This is a genomic window from Pseudomonas sp. B37(2017) (assembly GCF_002112885.1).
GTDB classification, from domain to species: domain Bacteria; phylum Pseudomonadota; class Gammaproteobacteria; order Pseudomonadales; family Pseudomonadaceae; genus Aquipseudomonas; species Aquipseudomonas paraglycinae.
The window spans coordinates 18,469-40,784 of the sequence record NZ_NEIX01000008.1 but is presented as its reverse complement, the minus strand read 5'-3'; the positions used below and the strand labels follow the sequence as shown (position 1 = coordinate 40,784).

Annotated in this window: 18 protein-coding genes; 6 read left to right on the top strand and 12 right to left on the bottom strand. The window is 61.1% G+C overall.

Annotation, left to right across the window (positions count from 1 at the left end; all coding sequences use genetic code 11):
- Positions 1 to 19: 19 nt before the first annotated feature.
- On the bottom strand, positions 20 to 1,942 hold the full coding sequence (locus CAF90_RS19875; RefSeq protein WP_011335198.1) for an ATP-binding cassette domain-containing protein: 1,923 nt from the start codon (positions 1,940 to 1,942) through the stop codon (positions 20 to 22).
- Positions 1,943 to 2,157: 215 nt separating this feature from the next.
- Between CAF90_RS19875 and CAF90_RS19870 the strand changes: the two genes are divergently transcribed.
- Positions 2,158 to 4,086, top strand: a complete 1,929-nt coding sequence (locus CAF90_RS19870) for a transglycosylase SLT domain-containing protein (protein WP_007953066.1) — start codon at positions 2,158 to 2,160, stop codon at positions 4,084 to 4,086.
- A 105-nt stretch (positions 4,087 to 4,191) separates the two neighbouring features.
- On the opposite strand, the gene CAF90_RS19865 is transcribed toward CAF90_RS19870, so the two are convergent.
- Complete coding sequence (locus CAF90_RS19865; protein WP_170929412.1) at positions 4,192 to 5,985, bottom strand: ABC transporter transmembrane domain-containing protein; 1,794 nt, start codon at positions 5,983 to 5,985, stop codon at positions 4,192 to 4,194.
- A gap of 259 nt (positions 5,986 to 6,244) precedes the next feature.
- Here CAF90_RS19865 and CAF90_RS19860 point away from each other — a divergent pair, with 259 nt between their 5' ends.
- Positions 6,245 to 6,424: a PA1571 family protein gene (locus tag CAF90_RS19860; protein WP_085608203.1), complete on the top strand. Its 180-nt coding sequence runs from the start codon at positions 6,245 to 6,247 to the stop codon at positions 6,422 to 6,424.
- Positions 6,425 to 6,481: 57 nt separating this feature from the next.
- Here CAF90_RS19860 and pdxB read toward each other — a convergent pair whose 3' ends face one another.
- On the bottom strand, positions 6,482 to 7,624 hold the full coding sequence (pdxB, locus tag CAF90_RS19855) for a 4-phosphoerythronate dehydrogenase PdxB (RefSeq protein WP_085608202.1): 1,143 nt from the start codon (positions 7,622 to 7,624) through the stop codon (positions 6,482 to 6,484).
- A 179-nt stretch (positions 7,625 to 7,803) separates the two neighbouring features.
- On the opposite strand from pdxB, the gene CAF90_RS19850 reads away from it, so the two are divergent.
- A complete protein-coding gene (locus tag CAF90_RS19850; protein WP_085608201.1) occupies positions 7,804 to 9,213 on the top strand; it encodes an MATE family efflux transporter in 1,410 nt (469 codons plus the stop codon).
- A 50-nt stretch (positions 9,214 to 9,263) separates the two neighbouring features.
- Here CAF90_RS19850 and tusA read toward each other — a convergent pair whose 3' ends face one another.
- Positions 9,264 to 9,515, bottom strand: coding sequence for a sulfurtransferase TusA (gene tusA / locus CAF90_RS19845; protein ID WP_007953079.1), 252 nt, complete (start codon positions 9,513 to 9,515; stop codon positions 9,264 to 9,266).
- 65 nt (positions 9,516 to 9,580) lie between these two features.
- Positions 9,581 to 10,654: a 23S rRNA (cytidine(2498)-2'-O)-methyltransferase RlmM gene (rlmM, locus tag CAF90_RS19840; RefSeq protein ID WP_085608200.1), complete on the bottom strand. Its 1,074-nt coding sequence runs from the start codon at positions 10,652 to 10,654 to the stop codon at positions 9,581 to 9,583.
- A gap of 222 nt (positions 10,655 to 10,876) precedes the next feature.
- Here rlmM and acnA point away from each other — a divergent pair, with 222 nt between their 5' ends.
- A complete protein-coding gene (gene acnA, locus CAF90_RS19835) occupies positions 10,877 to 13,618 on the top strand; it encodes an aconitate hydratase AcnA (RefSeq protein ID WP_085608199.1) in 2,742 nt (913 codons plus the stop codon).
- Between the two features lie 289 nt (positions 13,619 to 13,907).
- Here acnA and CAF90_RS19830 read toward each other — a convergent pair whose 3' ends face one another.
- Together CAF90_RS19830 and CAF90_RS19825 are read right to left on the bottom strand one after the other, a co-directional pair.
- Complete coding sequence (locus CAF90_RS19830) at positions 13,908 to 14,723, bottom strand: aminoglycoside phosphotransferase family protein (RefSeq protein ID WP_085608375.1); 816 nt, start codon at positions 14,721 to 14,723, stop codon at positions 13,908 to 13,910.
- The gene (locus CAF90_RS19825) at positions 14,716 to 15,204 is read right to left on the bottom strand and encodes an SRPBCC family protein (protein WP_007953087.1); all 489 of its coding nucleotides are present in this window, start codon (positions 15,202 to 15,204) and stop codon (positions 14,716 to 14,718) included. Before CAF90_RS19825 ends, CAF90_RS19830 begins: the two co-directional genes overlap by 8 nt.
- A 196-nt stretch (positions 15,205 to 15,400) precedes the next feature.
- On the opposite strand from CAF90_RS19825, the gene CAF90_RS19820 reads away from it, so the two are divergent.
- Together CAF90_RS19820 and CAF90_RS19815 are read left to right on the top strand one after the other, a co-directional pair.
- The gene (locus CAF90_RS19820; protein WP_085608198.1) at positions 15,401 to 16,318 is read left to right on the top strand and encodes an ADP-ribosylglycohydrolase family protein; all 918 of its coding nucleotides are present in this window, start codon (positions 15,401 to 15,403) and stop codon (positions 16,316 to 16,318) included.
- A gap of 58 nt (positions 16,319 to 16,376) precedes the next feature.
- On the top strand, positions 16,377 to 16,781 hold the full coding sequence (locus CAF90_RS19815) for a lysozyme inhibitor LprI family protein (protein WP_085608197.1): 405 nt from the start codon (positions 16,377 to 16,379) through the stop codon (positions 16,779 to 16,781).
- Between the two features lie 122 nt (positions 16,782 to 16,903).
- Here the strand turns inward: CAF90_RS19815 and peaD are convergent, their stop codons facing one another.
- The 5 genes from peaD to CAF90_RS19785 all read right to left on the bottom strand — a co-directional run bounded on the left by peaD (position 16,904) and on the right by CAF90_RS19785 (position 22,280).
- On the bottom strand, positions 16,904 to 18,025 hold the full coding sequence (gene peaD / locus CAF90_RS19810) for a quinohemoprotein amine dehydrogenase subunit beta (RefSeq protein ID WP_085608196.1): 1,122 nt from the start codon (positions 18,023 to 18,025) through the stop codon (positions 16,904 to 16,906).
- 23 nt (positions 18,026 to 18,048) lie between these two features.
- Positions 18,049 to 18,372, bottom strand: coding sequence for a quinohemoprotein amine dehydrogenase subunit gamma (qhpC, locus tag CAF90_RS19805; protein WP_008016081.1), 324 nt, complete (start codon positions 18,370 to 18,372; stop codon positions 18,049 to 18,051).
- A gap of 1 nt (position 18,373) precedes the next feature.
- Positions 18,374 to 19,804, bottom strand: a complete 1,431-nt coding sequence (gene peaB, locus CAF90_RS19800; protein WP_085608195.1) for a quinohemoprotein amine dehydrogenase maturation protein — start codon at positions 19,802 to 19,804, stop codon at positions 18,374 to 18,376.
- 94 nt (positions 19,805 to 19,898) lie between these two features.
- Entirely contained in the window at positions 19,899 to 21,479 is a 1,581-nt protein-coding gene (gene peaA, locus CAF90_RS19795; RefSeq protein ID WP_085608194.1) for a quinohemoprotein amine dehydrogenase subunit alpha, read from the bottom strand.
- Between the two features lie 603 nt (positions 21,480 to 22,082).
- On the bottom strand, positions 22,083 to 22,280 hold the full coding sequence (locus tag CAF90_RS19785; RefSeq protein WP_007953098.1) for a hypothetical protein: 198 nt from the start codon (positions 22,278 to 22,280) through the stop codon (positions 22,083 to 22,085).
- Between the last annotated feature and the right edge of the window lie 36 nt (positions 22,281 to 22,316).

The window sequence follows — 22,316 nt, the reverse complement described above, 5'->3', positions numbered from 1 at the left end:
TTTTCATGCCTTGAAACAATCAGGCGTCCAGCTCGGCCCAACGCTCCACCAGCGCATCCAGCTCAGCCTGCAACTGCTCCAGAGAAGCAATCACCTTGGCCGTCTCGGCCGGCGGACGCTGATAGAAGCCGGCCTCGGCCATTTCAGCCTCGACAGCAGCAATCTGCTGCTCCTTGGCGTCGATGTCGCCCGGCAGCGCTTCCAGCTCGCGCTGAAGCTTGTAGCTCAACTTCTTCTTCGCCGCTGGAGCCGCAGCAACCGGCGCGGCAACCGGAGCCGGTTCGGCAGTGACCACCGCCGAGTTCAGGTCGGCCTTGCCGGATTTGCTTTCGGTCACGCCCAGCAGACGCGGCGAACCGCCCTGACGGATCCAGTCCTGATAGCCGCCGACGTATTCGCGCACCTTGCCTTCACCTTCGAAGACCAGAGTGCTGGTGACCACGTTGTCGAGGAATGCCCGGTCGTGACTGACCATCAGCACAGTGCCGTTGAAGGTCAGCAGCACTTCTTCGAGCAGCTCGAGGGTTTCCACGTCGAGGTCGTTGGTCGGTTCGTCGAGTACCAGCAGGTTCGCCGGCTTGCTGAACAATTTGGCCAGCAACAGACGCGCACGCTCACCACCGGACAACGCCTTCACCGGCGTGCGGGCACGCTGCGGGCTGAACAGGAAGTCGCCGAGGTAGCTCAGCACGTGGCGGCTCTGGCCGTCGATATCGATGAAGTCGCGACCTTCGGCGACGTTATCGATCACGGTCTTTTCCAGATCCAGCTGATGACGCAACTGGTCGAAGTAGGCCACATCGATCTTGGTGCCCTCTTCCACTTTGCCGCTGGTCGGTTGCAGACCGCTGAGCATCAGTTTCAGCAGAGTGGTCTTGCCGGTACCGTTGGCGCCGAGCAGACCGATCCGGTCGCCGCGCTGCAGCACCATGGAGAAATCGCGGATCAGGAACGGACCGCCCGGATGCGCAAAGCTCACGTTATCCAGCACCATTACCTGCTTGCCGGACTTCTCCGCCGTTTCCAGCTGGATGTTGGCCTTGCCGGTGCGCTCGCGACGTTCGCTGCGCTCCACGCGCAATGCTTTCAGCGCACGTACGCGGCCTTCGTTACGGGTGCGACGGGCCTTGATGCCCTGACGAATCCACACTTCTTCCTGGGCCAGACGCTTGTCGAACAGCGCGTTGGCGGTTTCTTCGGCGGCCAGTGCGGCTTCTTTATGGACGAGGAAACTGGCGTAGTCGCCGTTCCAGTCGATCAGGCCGCCGCGATCCAGTTCCAGGATGCGGGTGGCGAGGTTTTGCAGGAAGGAACGGTCGTGCGTGATGAACAGCACGGCGCCCTGGAAATCCTTCAGCGCTTCTTCAAGCCAGGCAATCGCACCGATGTCCAGGTGGTTGGTTGGCTCGTCGAGCAGCAGCAGATCCGGCTCGGACACCAGCGCCTGCGCCAGCAGCACACGACGACGCCAGCCGCCGGACAGTTCGGCGAGGGTCTTGTCGGCCGGTAGTTGCAGGCGGCTCAGGGTGCTGTCGACCAGGGTCTGCAAGCGCCAGCCATCGCGCGCTTCGAGGTCGTGCTGGACGTGCATCAGTTTGTCCAGATCGGCGTCGGTGACGATGTTCTGGCTCAGATGATGGTATTCGGCGAGCAAGGCGCCGACGCCATCGAGGCCTTCGGCAACCACGTCGAACACAGTCCGCTCGTCGGCCACCGGCAATTCCTGTGGCAATTCACCGATTTTCAGACCGGGGGCACGCCACACCGAGCCGTCATCAGGCTTCTGGTCGCCCTTGACCAGTTTCATCATGCTGGATTTGCCAGTGCCGTTGCGGCCGATGATGCACACCCGCTCACCACGGGCGATCTGCCAGGACACCTTGTCCAACAACGGCATCGCGCCGAATGCAAGGGACACATCGCTGAATTTGAGCAGGGTCATGAGCTTCTCCAAAAACCGGGCGCGCATTCTACCTGAATCGGGGCCCGAGCAGGCCGGCAATTTCGCCGCTGACGCACTCTGCACAACAATTGTTGCGAACTTGTGCTGCAAGGCCGGCAAAGCTTTCGCCGCCTGCTGGCAAAAGGCTAAGCTACAGACAATTCAGTGCGGGTTTTGGGCCGGCACTTGTCATGATTTCTCTGCCCGGATGTCTCATGCGCAGTCGCCTCTTCAGTGTTTTGTCATGTTTGCTGCTTTCCGCCGCTGCCGTTCAATCCGCCCAGGCGGTGGACCTGTCCACCCAACGCCAGTATTACGATGAAGCCAAGCGCGCCCTGGCCAAGGGCGACACCGGCCCGTATTTCCGTTACAGCCAGGCACTGGCTGATTATCCGCTGGAGCCATACCTGGCTTATGACGAGCTGACCGCCCGGCTGAAAACCGCCAGCAACGCGGAGATCGAAAAGTTTCTCGCCGAGCACGGTGACCTGCCCCAGGCCAACTGGATGAAGTTGCGCTGGTTGCGTTGGCTGGCCGATCGAGGCGACTGGGCGACGTTCGTCAAGTATTACGACCCCAAACTGAATTTCACCGAGCTGGACTGCCTGAACGCGCAGTACCAGATCAGCCACAACAAGAAGGCCGAGGGCTACGCCAACGCCGAGAAGCTGTGGCTGACCGGCAAATCCCAGCCCGCCGCCTGTGACGCGTTGTTCGGCATGTGGGCCGCCGAGGGTCAACTGACCGAACAGAAACGCTGGGAACGCGCCAAGCTCGCCGCCCAGCACCGCAACTATCCGTTGGCCAACAGCCTGGTCAACGGCCTGACCACCCTCGCCCCGCGCGGTCGCCTGCTGGTGGACGTGGCGCAGAAACCGGAACTGCTCAACCAGCCTTCGCGGTTCACGCCGGCCGATGAACCGATGTCCGACGTGGTCAGCCTCGGTCTGCGCCGCCTCGCGCGTCAGGACCCGGACAAGGCCATGGCCCTGCTCGACGGTTACGCCAGCAGCATGCATTTCTCCCGGGATGAAAAAGTCGCGATCGCCCGGGAAATCGGCCTGACTCTCGCCCGCCGCTTCGACAGCCGCGCGCTGGACGTAATGACCAAGTACGACCCGGAGCTGCGCGACAACACCGTGTCCGAATGGCGCCTGCGTCTGCTGTTGCGTCTGGCGCGCTGGGACGACGCCTACCAACTGACCCGCCGTCTGCCGCAGGATCTGGCCACTACCAACCGCTGGCGCTACTGGCAGGCCCGCAGTCTGGAACTGGCGCAACCGCAAAATCCGGAAGCGCAGACGCTGTACAAGAATCTGTCGCGGGAGCGTGACTTCTACGGCTTCCTCGCCGCCGACCGCTCGCAGTCGCCTTACTCGCTGAACAACAAGCCGCTGGTGCTCAGTCAGGCGCTGATCAACAAGGTGCGCAACACCCCTGGCGTGCGTCGTGCGCTGGAGTTCCACGCCCGTGGGCAGATCGTCGACGGTCGCCGCGAGTGGTATCACGTCAGCCGGCATTTCAGCCGCGACGAAATGGTCGCCCAGGCGAAACTGGCTTACGACCTGAAATGGTATTTCCCGGCCATCCGCACCATCAGTCAGGCGCAGTACTGGGATGATCTGGATATCCGTTTCCCGATGGCCCACCGCGACACACTGGTGCGCGAAGCCAAGGTGCGCGGCCTGCATTCGAGCTGGGTGTTCGCCATCACCCGTCAGGAAAGTGCGTTCATGGACGACGCCCGTTCCAGCGTCGGCGCCAGCGGCCTGATGCAACTGATGCCCGGCACCGCCAAGGAAACCGCGCGCAAGTTCAGCATTCCATTGGCCTCGCCACAGCAGGTGCTCGATCCGGATAAAAACATCCAGCTCGGTGCCGCTTACCTGAGCCAGGTGCACAGCCAGTTCAACGGCAACCGCGTGCTCGCCTCTGCCGCCTACAACGCCGGCCCCGGCCGCGTGCGCCAGTGGCTGCGCGGCGCCGACCACCTGAGCTTCGACGTCTGGGTGGAAAGCATCCCGTTCGACGAAACCCGCCAGTACGTGCAGAACGTGCTGTCCTACTCGGTGATCTACGGCCAGAAACTCAACTCGCCGCAACCGCTGGTGGACTGGCATGAGCGGTATTTCGATGATCAGTGATCGAGGCGTGTTTCGCCGATAGATCGACGTAAACAAAAATGCCCGCATCGAGAGATGCGGGCATTTTTTATGGCGCTCTACTGGGTCGGTTACATGGTCGGTTACTTAGTCGGTTACTGGGTCGGTCGAAGCCTGATGACCATCACTGAACTGCAACGCCGCCAACCGCGCATACAACGGGTTACTCGCAATCAACTCCTGATGCGTGCCGATCGCAACCAGTTTGCCTTGATCCATCACCGCGATCCGGTCGGCGTTTTTCACCGTGGCCAACCGGTGGGCGATGACCAGTGTGGTGCGGTTTTGCATCAGGCTCGGCAGCGCTTGCTGGATCAGGTGTTCGCTCTGGGCGTCGAGGGCGCTGGTGGCTTCGTCGAGCAGCAGGATCGGCGCGTCGACCAGCAGCGCCCGGGCGATTGCCAGGCGCTGGCGTTGTCCACCAGACAGGCCGAGGCCGCCGTCACCCAGATGGGTCTGGTAACCGTCGGGCATCTGTTCGATGAAATCATGGGCGTGGGCGATTTTCGCCGCTTCCCGCACCTGCTCCAGCGTGGCGGTGGGGCAGCCGTAGCGAATGTTCTCTTCGACACTGCCGAAGAACAGCGCCGGGGTTTGCGAGACCAGCGCGAAGCAGCGACGCAAGTCCAGCGGATCAAGGCTCGTCAGCGGCACGCCATCGATCAGGATCCGCCCTTCCCGGGGATCGTAGAAACGCAGCAACAAGTCATACACCGTGGACTTGCCCGCGCCGGACGGGCCGACGAGCGCGAGGGTTTCGCCGGCGTTGATCGTCAGACTCAAGCCATCGACGGCGAGGCTTTCGGGACGCGAAGGGTAGGAAAAACGCACATCCTGCAATTCCAGCTCGCCTTTGACTCGCTCCGGCAGCGTCACCAATCCCGTGGTCGGTGGCTGGATAATGTTCTCCGAACGCAGCAATTCAGCGATGCGCTCGGCGGCGCCGGCTGCTCGCTGCAATTCACCGATGACCTCACTCAACGTGCCAAACGCACTGCCGACGATCAGGCTGTAGAACACGAACGCCGCCAGTTCACCGGCAGAAATCCGCCCGGCAATCACGTCCATGCCGCCGACCCACAACATCACCGCGACGGCGCCGAGCACCAGCACGATCACCAGCGTGATCAGCCAGGCCCGCTGAAAAATCCGTTTGCGCGCAGTCTCGAATGCCTGCTCGACGGTGCCGGCGAAACGCTGTTCGTCCTGAACCTGATGGTTATAGGCCTGCACGGTCTTGATCTGGCCGAGAGTCTCCGAGACGTAGCTGCCAATGTCGGCGATCCGGTCCTGACTCAACCGGGAGAGGTTACGCACGCGGCGGCCGAAAATCAGGATCGGCGCAATCACCAACGGCAGTGCGATCACCACGATGCTGGTGAGCTTTGGGTTGGTGATGAACAGCAGCACCACACCGCCAATGACCATCAATAAATTGCGCAGGAACAGCGACAGCGACGAGCCGATCACCGATTGCAGCAGCGTGGTGTCAGCGGTCAGCCGCGACTGGATTTCCGAGCTGCGGTTGTCCTCGTAAAACCCGGGATGCAGGTACACCAGATGGTTGAACACCTGTCGACGGATGTCCGCCACCACGCGTTCACCGATCCAGGACACCAGATAAAACCGCGCAAAGGTGCCGACCGCCAAGCCGAACACCAGCAGCATGAACAGGCCGATGGATTGGTTGAGCAGGTGCGGCGACTGGGTCATGAAGCCTTGATCGACCAGCAACTTGATGCCCTGCCCCATCGACAGGGTGATGCCCGCCGTGACGATCAGCGCGAGCAGTGCGCCGAACGCCGGCCAGCGATAAGGGGCAAGAAAATGACTGGTCAGGCGCAAGGCCCGGCGGTGGCGCGAGGAAAGCATCGGGATCATTCAGGTTCACGTCGTGTGCTGATGGATAGGGCCAGCCTACAGACTCAAATGGGGAGGAACTCTGTAAATCACAATGAGTCAGGTTAAATATGACCGGCAAGACTACCCCCTAGATGCTATTGGTCTAAGGTCCGGGTTGAGACAGACGGTCATTTCTGTTTGAGTGGAGATGCCGTTCCGGATCGACCGCAGGGAGTTGTCACAGCCTGGTCACCTGACGGTTTTAACCTAGGCACACAACCTGATGAGGAGACAGGCCATGTCCTTGCAAAACAGCAGCGAAGACAAGATTGAAGTGATCCGCACCAAGCCCGGCCAACCTCTGGGTTGCTCGATCATCGACGAAAACGGGCGTGAAATCGAGATCACTGAAGACATGATCCAGGAAGCTTGCAGCGAACTGGAGAAGCGATTGGTCAAGCCTGCCGAACAAAAGTGATATCGCCACCGTCTTCCTGACCCGGCCCTTGCAGGCCGGGTTTTTTCTGCCCGCTGTTTATACGGCCACAGCGCCCAGCGCGGTCACGATCTGGCGCAGGGCCGGCGAATCGCCGTCGATCCGCACCTTCAAGCCTTCGATCTCGCGTCGCGCCGGATACTGCTTGCGCAGTAGATCAAACGCAGCACGTTGCTCACCGACACTGCCCAGCAGCGTGCGACGGAAATCCGCGTCGTCCCGGCGCGGGTCGTATACGCCACGGCACAACATCGCCAGCGCCCAGGCCGGATCGCTGTCGGCATGCAGGGAAACTTCCGACAACCACGGCGCCGGCAGCAGATCGCCGAGCTGAATGCTCGCGGGCTCACCGATAAATTCGCAGTACGCCTGATAGATCTGCGCGGTGCCCCGCTGTTTGCCATCGAGGCTGTAACCAGCGATGTGCGGCGTCGCCAGTACGCAGAGTTCGGCCAGCGCCACATCGACTTGCGGTTCGGCTTCCCAGACATCGAGCACCGCTTGCAGGTCTTCACGCTCCAGCAGCACTTCGCGCAACGCGGTGTTATCCACCACTGGACCACGAGCCGCGTTGATCAGCCAGGCGCCGGGCTTGAGCCGCTGCAAACGCTGCTCGTCGAACAGGTGCCAGGTCGCGCCGTCGCCGCTGCGGGTCAGCGGGGTGTGCAGGCTGATCACGTCGCACTGCGCGATGATCTGCTCCAGGCTGACATAGTCGCCGCCCTCGGCCGCCTGACGTGGCGGATCGCAGACTTTCACGTTCCAGCCCAGGCCTTTGAGCACTTTGATCAGGCGACCGCCGACTTCACCGGCGCCGATCACACCGTAAGTACGTTCACGCAGATCGACGCCTTCGATTTCGGCCAGGGTCATCAGGCTGCCGAGCACGTAATCGACCACGCCCCGGGCATTGCAGCCGGGCGCGCTGGACCAGGTGATGCCGGCCTCGTTGAAGTAATCGAGATCCAGATGATCGGTGCCGATGGTGCAGGTGCCGACAAAACGCACCTTGCTGCCTTCGAGCAGTGCGCGGTTGACGTTGGTCACCGAGCGCACCAGCAACACGTCGGCCTGTTCGACCGTGGCCCGGTCGATGGAACGGCCCGGCACCCGGCGGATCTCGCCGAAACCGGCAAAAAAGGCATCGAGCAGCGGGATATTTTCGTCGGCAACAATCAGCATGGCGGGGCTCCTTGGGCGGATCGGCAGTGTAGGCGCTGGGACTGCGATGAGCCAGCAGGCTGTGATTTCTTGATGGGACGCGGCGATTACAAATCCGCAACAGAGGATTTTTCCTGACCATAACGTCAGCGGCGTAGAATGCCCGGCCTTGCGCATCAACCCCTGTGGACGCTTTGCCTGTGAATTCCGTGACTGACCGCCCTGCTGCCGTTTCCCTCAACCGCCCTGCCCGGGTTCGCCTGGAGCTGAAGAATCTGCTCGGCCTGGCCCTGCCGATCATGATCGCGCAGCTGGCAACCACCGCCATGGGCTTCGTCGATGCGGTGATGGCCGGGCGCGTCGGGCCCAAGGATCTGGCGGCCGTGGCGCTGGGCAACTCGATCTGGGTGCCGGTGTTCCTGCTGATGACCGGCACCCTGCTGGCCACCACGCCGAAAGTCGCCCAACGCTTCGGCGCCGGCACCCACAGCGAAATCGGCCCGATCGTCCGTCAGGCCCTGTGGCTGGCTCTGGTAGTCGGACTGATGGCGACCACCATGCTGATCAGCGCCGAACCGATCCTGCATCTGATGAAAGTCGATCCGGAACTGATCGGACCGTGCATGCAGTACCTGCACGGCATCGCCAGCGGTCTGCCGGCGGTGGCCTTCTACCATGTGCTGCGCTGCACCAGTGACGGCCTCGGTCGCACGCGCCCGGCGATGGTGCTGGGCCTGTGCGGTCTGGCGCTGAACATTCCGCTGAACTACGTGTTCATTTATGGCCACTTTGGCGTGCCTGCGATGGGCGGCGTCGGCTGCGGGTGGGCCACGGCCATCGTGATGTGGGTGATGGCGCTGGGTCTGGCCAGTTATGAGCGCTGGGCGCCGGCCTACAAGTCGAGCGAACTGTTCAGCCGTTTCGACTGGCCGCAATGGGCGGTGATCAAGCGTTTGCTGGCCATCGGTCTGCCGATCGGCATCGCGGTGTTTGCCGAGTCGAGCATCTTCGCGGTGATCGCGCTGCTGATCGGCAGCCTCGGCGCCACGGTCGTTGCCGGGCACCAGATCGCGCTGAACGTCAGCTCGCTGGTGTTCATGATTCCGTACTCGCTGGGCATGGCCGTGACCGTACGCGTCGGCCAAGCTTTGGGCCGTGAAGAACCCCGTGAAGCACGTTTCGCCGCAGGTGTCGGCATGGGCACTGCGCTGGCTTACGCCTGCCTGTCGGCGAGCATGATGCTGCTGATGCGCGAACACATTGCGGCGATCTACACGTCGGATCCGATGGTGATTCACATCGCGGCGATGCTGATCGTGTACTCGGCGCTGTTCCAGTTCTCCGACGCGATCCAGGTCACCGCCGCCGGCGCCCTGCGCGGTTATCAGGACACCCGGGTGACGATGATCCTGACTCTGTTCGCCTATTGGGGCATCGGCCTGCCGGTGGGTTACGCCCTCGGCCTGACCGACTGGCTCGGCGAGCCACGCGGTCCGAGCGGCTTGTGGGAAGGCCTGATCGTCGGCCTCAGCTGCGCGGCGCTGATGCTGTCGATCCGCCTGACGCGCAGTGCACGCAAACGCATTCGCATCAGCCGTTCGATGGGCTGACCGGCCATAAAAAAAGACCTGCACATGCAGGTCTTTTTTTTGCCTTCCGATCACCCGGATTTCTTGCGGATCCAGTACAGATAGGTCCCGGCCTCTTCGTGCTGCCCCACCAGTTCATGGTCGAGAAACACGCAGAATTTGGGGATGTCGCGGCGGGTCGACGGGTCGGTGGCGATCACCTTGAGCAGGCCGCCGGGCACCAGGTCACGGATGTGCTGGTGCAGCATCATCACCGGCTCCGGGCAGTTGAGGCCCGTGGCATCGAGGGTGCCGTCGACCGGCGTATCAATCATTTCACTCATGATTCACTCCTGAAACTGGCCGGCATTGTCGCCCAATGCCGGGTGTTCGGTCACCTGTCGCGTGCTCAGCGGGCTTTGGTTTTCTTCACGTCATGGCGGCGCAAATGGCAGGTCACTTCCTCGCGGTCGTGGTAAAGCTGCTTGCAGCCGATGTCGACCTTGATCCCACGGGCCTTGAAACCGTCGGCGATGCGTTCGAGCAAGCGCTTCACTTCGGCGTAACGCTGCTTCATCGGCAGCTTGAGGTTGACCACCGCTTCCCGGCAATGGCCCTCGCCGATCCACTCTTCGAGCATCGCAGCGTTGCGCGCCGGTTTCTCGACGATGTCGCAGACCATCCAGTCCACCGGTTGCTTGGGTTTGAAGGTGAAACCGTCAGCCATCAAGTGCTGCACCAAACCGGTGTCCATCAGGCTTTCGGCCATCGGGCCGTTGTCGATGGCGGTGACCAGCATGCCGCGATTGACCAGTTGCCAGGTCCAGCCGCCCGGCGCCGCGCCGAGGTCGACGCCGGTCATGTCGCTGTGCAGGCGATCTTCCCACTGATCGCGGGGGATGAAGTGGTGCCAGGCCTCTTCCAGCTTCAGGGTCGAACGGCTCGGCGCCTCGCGCGGGAACTTCAGGCGCGGAATGCCCATCGGCCACATCGCCGAGTTACCGGCGTCGGCCAGACCGAGGAACACCTCACGGCCGCTCTTGAACGTCAGCAACAGACGTGGCTTGCTGGCGTCCTCCACCAGTTTGCCGGCGCCGGTCAGGGCCTTGCGCAGCGGGCCTTCGAACTTCTTGCAGAAGTTCGACAGTTCCTTGCCGTCGTTGGTGTCGACGACTTCCAGCCACAGGCTGCCACAGACCGGGAATTCGGCCATGTTCGCGAGAATCACGCTGATGCGGTCGTTTTCCGGCAGATCGATGAAAAACCCGCGCGCCCACTGGCGCGGGAAGATCAGCTCGGCGAAACGCTGACCGCGCATCAGGCGCTCGGCACCGTCTTCTTCGGTGCAGACAAACTCGGCGCAAGCGGTGGCCGGTTTGGCCTTGGCGTAGCCGGCCACGTTCAGTTGAGCGGCGAGGGCGGAAATCTCCGAGCAGACTTCGCCTTCGAAGCCTGGCCGGCAATGCATGAATAGGGTGTTCATTCTTACTCCTGGGCAGAGGGCGATCATTCATCCCCTGCGCGATGCCCAGACCCTGCGTTGAAGCAAAGCCTGTCACGAAAACCGGCGCATGATAGCCCATGTCGGAACCTTGGTTCTGTCCATAGAGTCCAGTTATTAGCCAGCTACCTAAAACAGGGCTAGGTTTAAAGCTCTATTCGTCCCCTCTATCCGTAGCCGTGCGGATTCAAAGGAGTGATCGTAATGCCGTCCCTCGATAGTCTGAACACCCTTAAAACCCTGAAAATAGACGACAAGACTTATCACTATTTCAGCTTGCCGGATGCCGCCAAGACCTTGGGCGATCTCGACAAGCTGCCGATGTCGCTGAAAGTCCTGCTGGAAAACCTGCTGCGCTGGGAAGACGAAAAAACCGTCACCGGCGCTGACCTCAAAGCAATTGCCGCGTGGCTCAAGGAGCGCCGCTCCGACCGCGAAATCCAGTACCGCCCTGCCCGCGTGCTGATGCAGGACTTTACCGGCGTCCCCGCCGTGGTCGATCTGGCCGCGATGCGCGCCGCCATGGCCAAGGCCGGCGGTGATCCGCAACGAATCAACCCGCTGTCGCCGGTGGATCTGGTGATCGACCACTCGGTGATGGTCGACAAGTTCGCCAGCGCCAGCGCCTTCGAACAGAACGTCGACATCGAAATGCAGCGCAACGGCGAACGCTACGCCTTCCTGCGCTGGGGCCAGAGCGCCTTCGACAACTTCAGCGTGGTGCCGCCGGGCACCGGGATCTGCCACCAGGTCAACCTCGAATACCTCGGCCGCACCGTGTGGACCAAGGACGAAGACGGCCGCACCTATGCCTTCCCTGACACGCTGGTCGGCACCGACTCCCACACCACCATGATCAACGGCCTCGGCGTACTCGGCTGGGGCGTCGGTGGGATCGAGGCGGAAGCGGCGATGCTCGGGCAACCGGTGTCGATGCTGATTCCGGAAGTGATCGGTTTCAAACTCACCGGCAAGCTCAAGGAAGGCATCACCGCCACCGACCTGGTGCTGACCGTGACCCAGATGCTGCGCAAGAAAGGCGTGGTCGGCAAATTCGTCGAGTTCTATGGCGACGGTCTCGCCGACCTGCCGCTGGCCGACCGCGCAACCATCGCCAACATGGCCCCGGAATATGGCGCGACCTGCGGCTTTTTCCCGGTGGATGACGTGACTCTCGACTACCTGCGCCTGTCCGGCCGTCCGCCTGAAGTGGTGAAACTGGTCGAGGCTTACACCAAGGCTCAGGGCCTGTGGCGCCTGCCCGGTCAGGAACCGGTGTTTACCGACAGCCTGGCGCTGGACATGGGCAGCGTCGAAGCCAGCCTCGCCGGGCCGAAACGTCCGCAGGACCGTGTCTCGCTGCCGAACGTCGGCCAGGCGTTCAGTGACTTCCTCGACCTACAATTCAAACCCACCAGCAAAGAAGAAGGACGTCTGGAAAGCGAAGGCGGTGGCGGTGTCGCGGTGGGCAACGCCGATCTGGTCGGCGAAACAGATTACGAGTACGACGGCCACACCTATCGTCTGAAAAACGGCGCGGTGGTGATTGCCGCAATCACCTCTTGCACCAACACCTCCAATCCGAGCGTGATGATGGCTGCCGGCCTGCTGGCGAAAAAAGCCGTGGAAAAGGGCCTGACCCGCAAGCCGTGGGTGAAGAGTTCGCTGGCTCCGGGTTCAAAAGTCGTCACCGATTACTACAAAGCCGCCGGGCTGACGCAGTACCTCGATCAGCTCGGTTTTTCACTGGTCGGTTATGGTTGCACCACCTGCATCGGCAACTCCGGCCCGCTGCCGGAACCGATCGAAAAAGCCATCCAGAAAGCCGACCTCACCGTGGCTTCGGTGCTGTCCGGCAACCGCAACTTTGAAGGCCGGGTGCATCCGCTGGTGAAAACCAACTGGCTGGCCTCGCCGCCGCTGGTTGTCGCTTACGCCCTGGCTGGCAGTGTGCGCACCGATATCAGCAGCGAGCCGCTGGGCAACGACCAACAGGGCAATCCGGTTTACCTGCGTGACATCTGGCCGAGCAGCAAGGAAATCGCCGATGCGGTGAATCAGGTCAACACCGCCATGTTCCATAAGGAATACGCTGAAGTGTTCGCCGGTGACGAACAGTGGCAAGCCATCGAAGTGCCGCAAGCCGCGACCTACGTCTGGCAGGCGGATTCGACCTACATCCAGCATCCGCCGTTCTTCGACGACATTGCCGGGCCTTTGCCGGTGATCGCCGATGTGAAAGGTGCGCGAGTACTGGCACTGTTGGGCGACTCGGTGACCACCGACCACATCTCCCCCGCCGGCAATATCAAGGCCGACAGCCCGGCCGGGCGTTACCTGCGCGAGCAAGGCGTCGAGCCACGGGACTTCAACTCCTACGGTTCACGCCGGGGCAACCACGAAGTGATGATGCGCGGCACTTTCGCCAACATCCGTATCCGCAACGAAATGCTGGGCGGCGAAGAAGGTGGCAACACGATCTACATTCCGACCGGCGAGAAACTGGCAATCTACGACGCGGCCATGCGTTATCAAGCCTCGGGCACGCCGCTGGTGGTGATTGCCGGCCAAGAATACGGCACCGGTTCCAGCCGCGACTGGGCGGCCAAGGGCACCAACCTGCTGGGGGTGAAAGCGGTGATCGCCGAAAGCTTCGAGCGGATCCACCGCTCCAACCTGGTGGGCATGGGCGTGTTGCCGTTGCAGTTCAAGCTGGATCAGAACCGCAAGAGTCTGAACCTCACCGGCAAGGAAACCCTGGATATTCAGGGGCTGAGCGGTGTCGAGCTGACGCCACGGATGAACCTGACGCTGGTCATCACCCGTGAAAACGGGCACCAGGAGAAAATCGAAGTGCTGTGCCGCATCGACACTTTGAACGAGGTCGAGTACTTCAAGTCCGGGGGTATCCTGCATTACGTGTTGCGCCAGTTGATCGCCTCGTAAAACCTGCAGATGCAGAAACACCGCCAATCGGCGGTGTTTCTGTTTGGGCACGGCACTTTTCTGCGGACGAAAAAAAACCCGCCGAAGCGGGTTTTTCCCAAGACCATTATCGACTCCCTGTCGGCAGCGATCCTTGCTAATGGTCGATCATCCGTGATCCTGAAACACTCCCTGTGCTTCAGTTGATGGGGCTAGATTACGCTGTGGATCCAATCGGCAATAGTCGAAATAGCTACCATCGCGTGTAAGACATTCGCCATAGCGGGCCTTCCGAAAACCCTTAGACGTGTCAGGCTTCGAGCGCAGAAGCCGCCAGTTGCGCAACTTTCAGCTGTCCCTTTGCCGCAGTTTGCTCGTCATCTTCCAGAAACCATGCGGCAGACAGTCCGGCGAACGCCAGCACCCATTGCAGCAGACGCTTTCGCTCGATTCCCGCTGCTTCGCAGATCACGTCGACTTGTCGCCGAAAGCGCTCAGGGTCGTTGGCCGTTGGCAATTCCGGGTTGCAGATCAGGTTGGCATAGTCGTAACCGCGCTCGCCCCCCACCCGCTTGGGGTCGATGGCCAGCCAGCCCCGTGAGCCAAAATCGAGGACATTGTCGTGGTGCATGTCGCCGTGCAGCACCACCTCGTCCTGCGGTTCGGCGAGCAAGGCCTGGGCGGTTTGCAGGCATTCGGCGTATTGGCCGCCGTATCGGGCTGCGGCCACTCGTAATGAAGCAAACCACGGCGCCAGTTCCACCAACGGCGGTGGCGGCGTCGGTCGCGGTGCGTGCAGGCGCGCCAGCGCTCGGCACATGATCCGTGTGGCTTCGTCGTCTTCACCGTTGAGCGCCATGTGCATCAGCGAACGCTGGCCCATCGCCCGCTCCAGCAACAAGCCTTCTTCGTGATGCGCGAGCACCCGGGCGGCACCGTCGCCGTCCCACCAGGTCATCAGCAGGTTGCCGTACTTTTCTTCGTCGTCCACCGCGACTTTCAGCATCGCCGGTGCATCGCACTGACGCACCGGCAACAGGCGGCTGCCCGGGGTGATGATCGGCTTGCCGTCCGGCGCCAGCGCCCAGCGTTCCAGCCACGGCGTGAACAGGTCGAGATCAGCCACCTTCACGCTCGCGGGCCCGGTCGCTCTCCGTGAGGAAGTGCTCAAGTCGACTCAACTGTTCTTCCCAGCCCCGACTGTCCATGTAGTACGCCTCCTTCTGGCGCACGTCGGGAATGTGCGCAAAACCTGACTCGGAGACTTTCAGCAGCGTGCCGTTCTCGTAGTCCTGCAGTTCGAATTTGACCAGGGTGGTCGGTTCCTGGGAATAGTCGATTTTCGGGTTCACCGCGTACGGGTGCCAGCGGAAGGAGAACAGCTGCTGCGGCTCGACCCGTTCCACCAGCACGTTCCAGAGCACATGTTCATAACCGGGGTACGTCACCTGCCCCTGCGTCCATTCACCCGCGATAAACCGCCGGCCCTCCAGCGCAACGCCGAACCACTGGCCGAACGCCTCGGCATCGACCAGGGCGCGCCAGACATGGGAGCGCGGCGACCTGAGCATGATTTTACGTTCAAAGCTGTTGGGTACTGGTTTCATACGTCACCTCCTGTTTTGAACAGTAGGCTTGTATGACCACATGTCCAATCCGAAGTTGTATCAATCCAGTGCAACGGTCGGCTCTGATTGAAATATCCGGCAGTATTTCAGGGCGCCGGTTCGTCAGAATGCGCACGGATCAGCGCGGCGAAACTGATAACGTTCGCAGCGAACTGAACGACACAAGGACGTCATCATGCAGCTCTCTCTCCCCGAACGTTACCGTGGCGCCCTGCTCGGCCTGGCCTGCGGCGATGCCGTGGGAACCACCGTCGAATTCCAGCCGCGCGGCAGCTTCCAGCCTCTGACCGACATGGTTGGTGGCGGGCCGTTTCGCCTGAAGCCCGGTCAATGGACCGACGACACCTCGATGGCGTTGTGCCTGGCGGAAAGTCTGCTGAACAAAAACGGCTTCGATGCCGCTGACCAGATGGGCCGCTACCTGAACTGGTGGCAATGGGGTTATCTGAGTTCGACCGGCGAATGTTTCGATGTCGGCATGACCGTGAGTCAGGCGCTGGATCGCTACCAACACACCGGAGAGCCGTTTGCCGGCTCTACTGACCCGCACAGTGCCGGCAATGGCTCGTTGATGCGACTGGTGCCCGTGGTTCTGTTTTATTTCCCCGATGCCCGGCAAATCAGGCGATTCGCCGCCGACAGTTCTCGCACCACGCACGCGGCCCCCGAGGCCATCGAATGCTGCCGGTTATTTGCCGAACTGCTCTGCAAGGCCCTGGAAGGTGCATCGAAATCGGAACTGCGCACCCTGCCGCCAACAGCCTTCAGCCAGCCCAAGGTGGCGGCAATTGCCCGGGGCGAGTACCTGCACAAGACCGAGCGCGACATTCGCGGCAGTGGTTACTGCGTCGAATCCCTGGAAGCGGCGTTATGGTGCTTCCAGCACACCGACAGTTTTGCCGCGGCCGTCCTTCAAGCGGCGAATCTGGGCGATGACGCGGACACCACGGCTGCCATCGTCGGCCAGTTGGCCGGCGCCCATTACGGCGTGCAGGGAATCCCGTTCGGATGGCTGGAAAAACTGCATGACGGAGAGGAAATTGCCGCGACCGCCGAACGCTTGCTCAACGCATCGAGACAGCACAAACCCTGATGGCGCTACGAAGTCGCTAAACTGCCCGGCACGTTCATTCATCAAAGCGAGATGACTCATGTCCCCACGTCTGCTTCTGGCCCTGACACCCTTTCTTTTCACTTCTATTGCTCACGCTGCCGTGGACTGCGCCAATGCCAGCGATCAGGCGACGATGAATCAGTGCGCCGCGCAGGAAAACAAAGCGGCGGACAAGGAGTTGAACACGGTTTATCAGCAGATTACCGCCCGGTTGAAGGACAACCCTGATGGCAAAAAACTGCTGGTGAGCGCGCAACGGGCGTGGATCGGGTTTCGCGATGCCGAGTGCAAGTTTTCGGCATCCGGCGTGGCAGGCGGGAGTGTTTATCCGTTGATCTACAACAATTGCATCGCCTCGGTGACAAAGACGCGAACCGAGGCGCTCAAGCAATATTTGAAATGTGAGGAAGGTGACATGAGCTGCCCGGTGCCCGGGGCCTGATTTTTCCGAGCCTTTGAAGGCCTGATCGCGAGCAGGCTCGCTCCCACATTGGTTTTGTGCCGTTCACAAATTCCCTGTGGGAGCGAGCTTGCTCGCGAAGGCGTCATCCCTGACGCCGCTAATTACCGAACAAAAATCTGCGCCGTGGTAATCGCCATATCCCCACCCGGCAATTTGATGCTGCCAGTCTGTTTCATGGTCTCGGCATCAAAGATCGCCACGTCGTTGAAGGTCCCGGCCAAATAGATCTTGCTCCCTTCCTTGTTGAACGAAATGCAGTAGTAGGAATGGTCCAGTGTCGCCGCCTGAATCAGCTTCTTCTGCTTGATGTCGTACTTGGCCAGACGATTGAGCACACCGAACATCAGGTTCGGATCCTTCGGCGAGCGCATGCCGCTGAAGTAGATCTCGGTCAGCGGGCCGAAATCGGTGGTTTCGGTCTTGCCGGTTTTCAGATCGACGCTGAACAAGCCGTACAGGTATTCAGCGGTGGCCGGGTCCTGCTTCTTGTCCTTGAACTTGGCGGCGGTGTACAGCAGAGAGAAATCGTGGCGGTAAGTCTGCTGGTTCCACACGTAAAGCACGTCCGGCGCGCTGTAGTTCGGGCGTTTCCAGTGACGGCTGGGGATCAGCACGTCGAACTTGCCGCTCTTCACATCGACCTTGTACACATCAGCACCGGCCACATACAGCGTGCCGTCATCGCCGCTCTGCATGATCGTCAACTGCCGTGGCGCCGGGAAGCTGCGCACCGGTTTGGCGTCCATCCCGGCGTCGGTGGCGTACACGTCCAGACGCGGCTGTTTGACCTCGTATCGGTCATTGAGCATCTGGGTCGGGTTGGCGATGGTGTACAGCTCCTTGCCGTCATGGCTGACGGTGAAGGCGAACATCGACCGCGCCTTTTCCCCCGGCTGCTGGGTGATGCTGGCGTGGAACACCTGCTTGCAACTGTCCAGTTCGACACCATAGACATCGGCGTAATGGTTGTTCAGCACATACGCGGTCTTGCGATCCGGCGAAAGCTGTACGGTGCCGGGGCCGAAGGCGTCAGGCATCTTGCAGGACTTGTACAGGCTGTCGGTCGCCAGGTCGATGACGTGCAGGTTGTTCGGGTAGTTGGTGGTCAACATGTACTCGTGACCGTCTTGCAGCGCGGTGTTTTCATCGGCCAGAACCGGAAGCGAACAGGCGCTCAGAACCGCGAGTGCGGCAACACCGCAGGCTTTGTTGAGGCTAGGCATGCTGGAATCCTTTTTCTTGGGGATCACTTGTCTTTCGGGAAGACAGTGCCGAGGTTGCGCCAGTTGTCGTTGGACGCCTGGGCATCCTTGTTCCAGTCCGGGTAGGTGCTCATCATGTCCGGCACCTGGGCCGGCCACCAGCACGGGTCGGAGCAACCGTAGAGGTCAGCCTCCATCGGCTGGCACAGCGACGACACCCCGCCGAACGCATCGATTTCCCAACCTGGGTCGGTGGTCGAGGCGCAACCGGCAACGGAGCTCATCGCCACCACTTCTTCGATGCGGTTCTCGTCCGCGGCCTGATCCAGCTTCAACGCTTTGTTATTGATTGCCTTGAGATGTTTCATATCAGTGAGCCTTGCGCGGAGTGATGTAGCTGCTGATGAACGCAGGGTTGTTGGCCATGATCCGGGTGTAGACCTCGATGCCGAAGTCGACCCAGTCACGCATCAGTTCGCAGTAGTGATAAGTCGGGTGGGCCGGGTCGCCATAGCGGGCATAGCTCTCGTGGTAGCAGCCGCCGGAGCACAGGTTGCGGATCTGACAGTCATGACAACCGGTGTTGGTGCGATCCAGGCGCTGGGACAGGAAGTCGTTCAACTCGACCTGTTTAACGCCGCTGTGGACGTTGCCAAAGGTCGGCAGCGACGATCCGGTGAAGCGATGGCACAGGTTCAGTTCGCCCTTGTGATCGACCGCCAGCATCTTCAGTCCGGCGCCGCACGGCAGGGCCTTTTTATGGCCTTCGTGGATGTCGGTGATCAGTTGATGCAGGTTGGAGAAACCGATATTGCGGTGTTCCAGCGCGGCTTCCAGATAACGCCGACCGAGGCGTTTCATGCTGGCGAACACTTCGATCAACTCGTCAGTGGTCAGGTTAAAGCTGCTGATATCACCGGACGTCACCGGAGCAAATCCGACTTCGGCAAACCCCAATTCGTTAAACAGGTGATCCCAGATGGTTTCAACGTCGGTGACGCCGGTGGTCAGGGTCACCCGCGCGCCGACCGGACGGCTGTTGTAGCGCGACAGCAGCATTTCGGCCTTGCGCCGCACCACGTCATAAGTGCCCTGACCGCCCACGGTGATGCGATTACGGTCGTGCACGGTTTTCGGCCCGTCGATGCTCACTGACAGCCCAAAGCGGTGTGCATTCAGGTAGTCCACGGTTTCTTCGGTGAGCAGCGTGGCATTGGTGGTCATCACGAATTCGACGAACTTGCCGGCCTCGGCAAAACGCTTCTCGCAGTAATCGACCATGTACTCGATCAGCTTGCGATTGCTCAGCGGCTCGCCGCCGAAAAACACCACGGTGAACCGTTCTTCGTCGGGGGACTCACGCAGCAACATTTCCACCGAGGCGATGGCGGTTTCGACGTCCATCTTCTTGCCGGCGGACGGCTTGTCGAGGTCTTCCTTGTAGCAGTAGGTGCAGCTCAGGTTGCAGCCGGTGTTGACGTTGAGCACCACGGTGTTGATCGCCGTGCGCTCGACGCGTTTGACCGCGATGTCCGGCGTCAGCGGCGAGCCGTCGCTGACCAGTTCCAGCGAAATCAGCTCGCGCAGGGTCTCGTTGATTTCCTCGCCGTTGAACCGCGCGCCGAGGCGCTGGATCAGGTCTTCCGAGGAGCAACCGGGGCCGCGCAACGCATCGATGATGGTGCCGGTCAGTTCATCGCTGGCAAACAGCGAACTGCTGGGGATGTGGAACAGCATGCGGTCGGCGTCGACGTGCACTTCGTGCAGATTACGTTCGACCAGATTCAAGATAGCGCCCATTGCAAACCTCCTGTGCAAGCCCCGCTTGGGGGACTTGCGGTCATTCCGAAAAGTGTCTGAATCGCTGTCGCTCAGCTCAACTCACGTTTCAACATCAGGGAATGGGTGGATTGTTCCAGCGTTGTACGGTGACGATCAGGTGGCCTTCGCCGGTCAGGGATTTCCCTGCGTCGTCGACGGCGGCGATCACCTTGAGGTTGCCGGCATTGTTGGTGGACATCTTGCGTGCCGGATTCGGCCCGGCATCGCCCGGGGTGAACACGCCCGCGTCGGTCTGCATGGTACCGGCGAACTTGACGTCCTCGTCCTCTTTGGCACGCTCGTCGAAGGCTTCGACTTTCCATTGCGCCGGGAACACGCCGATGCGATACGGCTTGCCGCCCGCACCCTTGCCCCAGGCTTCGGCATCGAAGCGGCCCTGGACTTTCGGCGTCGAACCGCCGCCCTCGCCGATCCGTGCCACCGAGAATTCCGGCACCACTTTGACCGAGGCGATCTTGTTGTACACCGACAGATTCGGGCCTTTCAGGCTGCCGACGCTGACCGCGCGCAGACCCGGCTGGGCATTGGCTGCCGCTTTGACTTTGACCTTGATCCGGTCGGCGTTCTGCTCGACCACTTCGACCACGTCCACGCCTTTGCCGAAGTTCGGCTTGCCGCTCAGACCGCTGCCGATCAGCGTCACTTCGGTTTCGCTGCCTGCCTTCACATAACCTGGCTGCACCGCCAGCAAACGCTGCGAACCCTGTTTGGCGGCGACAAAGTCCAAACCGCGCTCATCGTGCTCGGCCTCGAACATCCGGCCCTGCATGGCGTTGCCTTGTGCGGCGAACACCTGACGCATGGTCACGCCATCGACGGTCACGTTGCCGCGCCATTCGTAGCCGCTGTAGAGGATCGCACTGCCATCGCCGTTGAACGGGCTGCCGTCGGCGTACTGACCTTTGACGGCGACCTTGAAGGTGTCACTGCCATCGGCGGTGACGCTCATGGTGCCGGCCAGTTCACCCTTGCCTGGCAAATGGCCGCTGAAGCTCCAGTCGCCCACCAGCGCCTCGGCTTTCGGTGCGGTTTTGATCCAGGACTGCCATGCCGGGTTATCCAGCGGATAACGCTTGGCCAGCAGCGGGACCATTTCCTTGCGGGCAATATCGAACCAGTCACGATCGCGGGACATGGCCTGATATTCCAGCGACGGCCACTGACCGAGGTGGAAATTCACCAGACGTTCCCATTCCTGAGCCGGACGCCGTTGCAGGGCGATCCGCGCGCCAGAGTGGCAACGGCCGCACATCTGCGCGGTTTTCTCGTCGAACTGCTCGACGGTGTTCAGCCGCCGTTCCAGTGCGTAACGCACGCCATCGGTTTCGCTGGGCGCCAGGCCCTGGGTGTCGGCGAGGTATTTGACCAGCGTGCGACGGTCGTCATCGCTGATCTGCAAACCGTGCATGGTCTGCATCCGGGCAATGCTCATCAGCCAGCCTTCCGGGGTCTTGCGTTGGTGGCTGATGCGGCTCAACTGGTCGCCGGTTTCAGGGGTGTGACAGCCCTGGCAGGTTTCCTTGAGGATGGTCTGGGCATCGCGGGCTGCCAGGCTGTACGGCGAATGCAGGGCCACGCAAGCGGCCACGGCCAGCAGGCTGGCGCTCATGCCTGATCGGAGTTTTCTCTTCATCAACGTCGAACCTCGCACGGTGCTTTCTTATTGTTGTGGCTTATCGTTTTTATGGTTTCTGCCGTTCGTGGCGATGCACGAACGGAGGCAAGCGAAACGTCTGCTGTGAGCAATACACGGAGCGTGCCAGCTTGCCGATAAGCTTTTCAATCAAGCAGTTACGTGAAGATCAAGGCGAAGTGGCGGTGCCGGCGGTGCTTGCCGGCGTCCAATTTCGCGACAGCTGTTGCAGTCTGAGACAAGCATAGTTGTTGCGGCATCAGCGACATTGCGTCGCGCGACAGATGACCCGGAGCTAACAGCATCCCCCATGAAAAACCTCCAGGAGAGTGACGCCTGCCGAACCCACACGAAAACAAGCCCCGCCAATGACGGGGCTCTTGTATTGGTTGTTGACCCGCGCCTAGCGAACGGAGTTGTCCGGGTGAACCTTGTAACGCCCACAATGGTTGCAAACCATCGAGCATTCACAGTGGGCGCCGGCCTTGGCTGCCAATGCCGCGGAATCACGCTGGGCCGCTTGAATTCGACGATCCCGGTGATACGCATACATGAGCAGCATACTGACGCCCATACACCACAGTCCCACAATTAAAGCCGCCATCATTTCCCCTCCATCATGGCAACACCGAATGAGGTAACGATTACGAAAAAACTGGTTGAAGCCATCCACGCACCTGCCCGAATCGTATCGACATCGGTCAAGTCGCCGATCAATAGCGCCGCAATCCCTGTCACCAGAAATCCAGTCCCCACGCCCATCGTAAAATTGGTTAGCCATCGAATGGTTAAGTTGTTCATCGACATCCCTGTGAAGACACTGACCCGCCAAATCCA

Bases quoted from the DNA above. Each gene is read 5' to 3' on its own strand.
- CAF90_RS19875 (WP_011335198.1), bottom strand. From the start codon at position 1,942: ATGACCCTGCTCAAATTCAGCGATGTGTCCCTTGCATTCGGCGCGATG.
- CAF90_RS19870 (WP_007953066.1), top strand. From the start codon at position 2,158: ATGCGCAGTCGCCTCTTCAGTGTTTTGTCATGTTTGCTGCTTTCCGCC.
- CAF90_RS19865 (WP_170929412.1), bottom strand. From the start codon at position 5,985: ATGATCCCGATGCTTTCCTCGCGCCACCGCCGGGCCTTGCGCCTGACC.
- CAF90_RS19860 (WP_085608203.1), top strand. From the start codon at position 6,245: ATGTCCTTGCAAAACAGCAGCGAAGACAAGATTGAAGTGATCCGCACC.
- pdxB (WP_085608202.1), bottom strand. From the start codon at position 7,624: ATGCTGATTGTTGCCGACGAAAATATCCCGCTGCTCGATGCCTTTTTT.
- tusA (WP_007953079.1), bottom strand. From the start codon at position 9,515: ATGAGTGAAATGATTGATACGCCGGTCGACGGCACCCTCGATGCCACG.
- rlmM (WP_085608200.1), bottom strand. From the start codon at position 10,654: ATGAACACCCTATTCATGCATTGCCGGCCAGGCTTCGAAGGCGAAGTC.
- acnA (WP_085608199.1), top strand. From the start codon at position 10,877: ATGCCGTCCCTCGATAGTCTGAACACCCTTAAAACCCTGAAAATAGAC.
- CAF90_RS19825 (WP_007953087.1), bottom strand. From the start codon at position 15,204: ATGAAACCAGTACCCAACAGCTTTGAACGTAAAATCATGCTCAGGTCG.
- CAF90_RS19820 (WP_085608198.1), top strand. From the start codon at position 15,401: ATGCAGCTCTCTCTCCCCGAACGTTACCGTGGCGCCCTGCTCGGCCTG.
- CAF90_RS19815 (WP_085608197.1), top strand. From the start codon at position 16,377: ATGTCCCCACGTCTGCTTCTGGCCCTGACACCCTTTCTTTTCACTTCT.
- peaD (WP_085608196.1), bottom strand. From the start codon at position 18,025: ATGCCTAGCCTCAACAAAGCCTGCGGTGTTGCCGCACTCGCGGTTCTG.
- qhpC (WP_008016081.1), bottom strand. From the start codon at position 18,372: ATGAAACATCTCAAGGCAATCAATAACAAAGCGTTGAAGCTGGATCAG.
- peaB (WP_085608195.1), bottom strand. From the start codon at position 19,804: ATGGGCGCTATCTTGAATCTGGTCGAACGTAATCTGCACGAAGTGCAC.
- peaA (WP_085608194.1), bottom strand. From the start codon at position 21,479: ATGAAGAGAAAACTCCGATCAGGCATGAGCGCCAGCCTGCTGGCCGTG.
- CAF90_RS19785 (WP_007953098.1), bottom strand. From the start codon at position 22,280: ATGAACAACTTAACCATTCGATGGCTAACCAATTTTACGATGGGCGTG.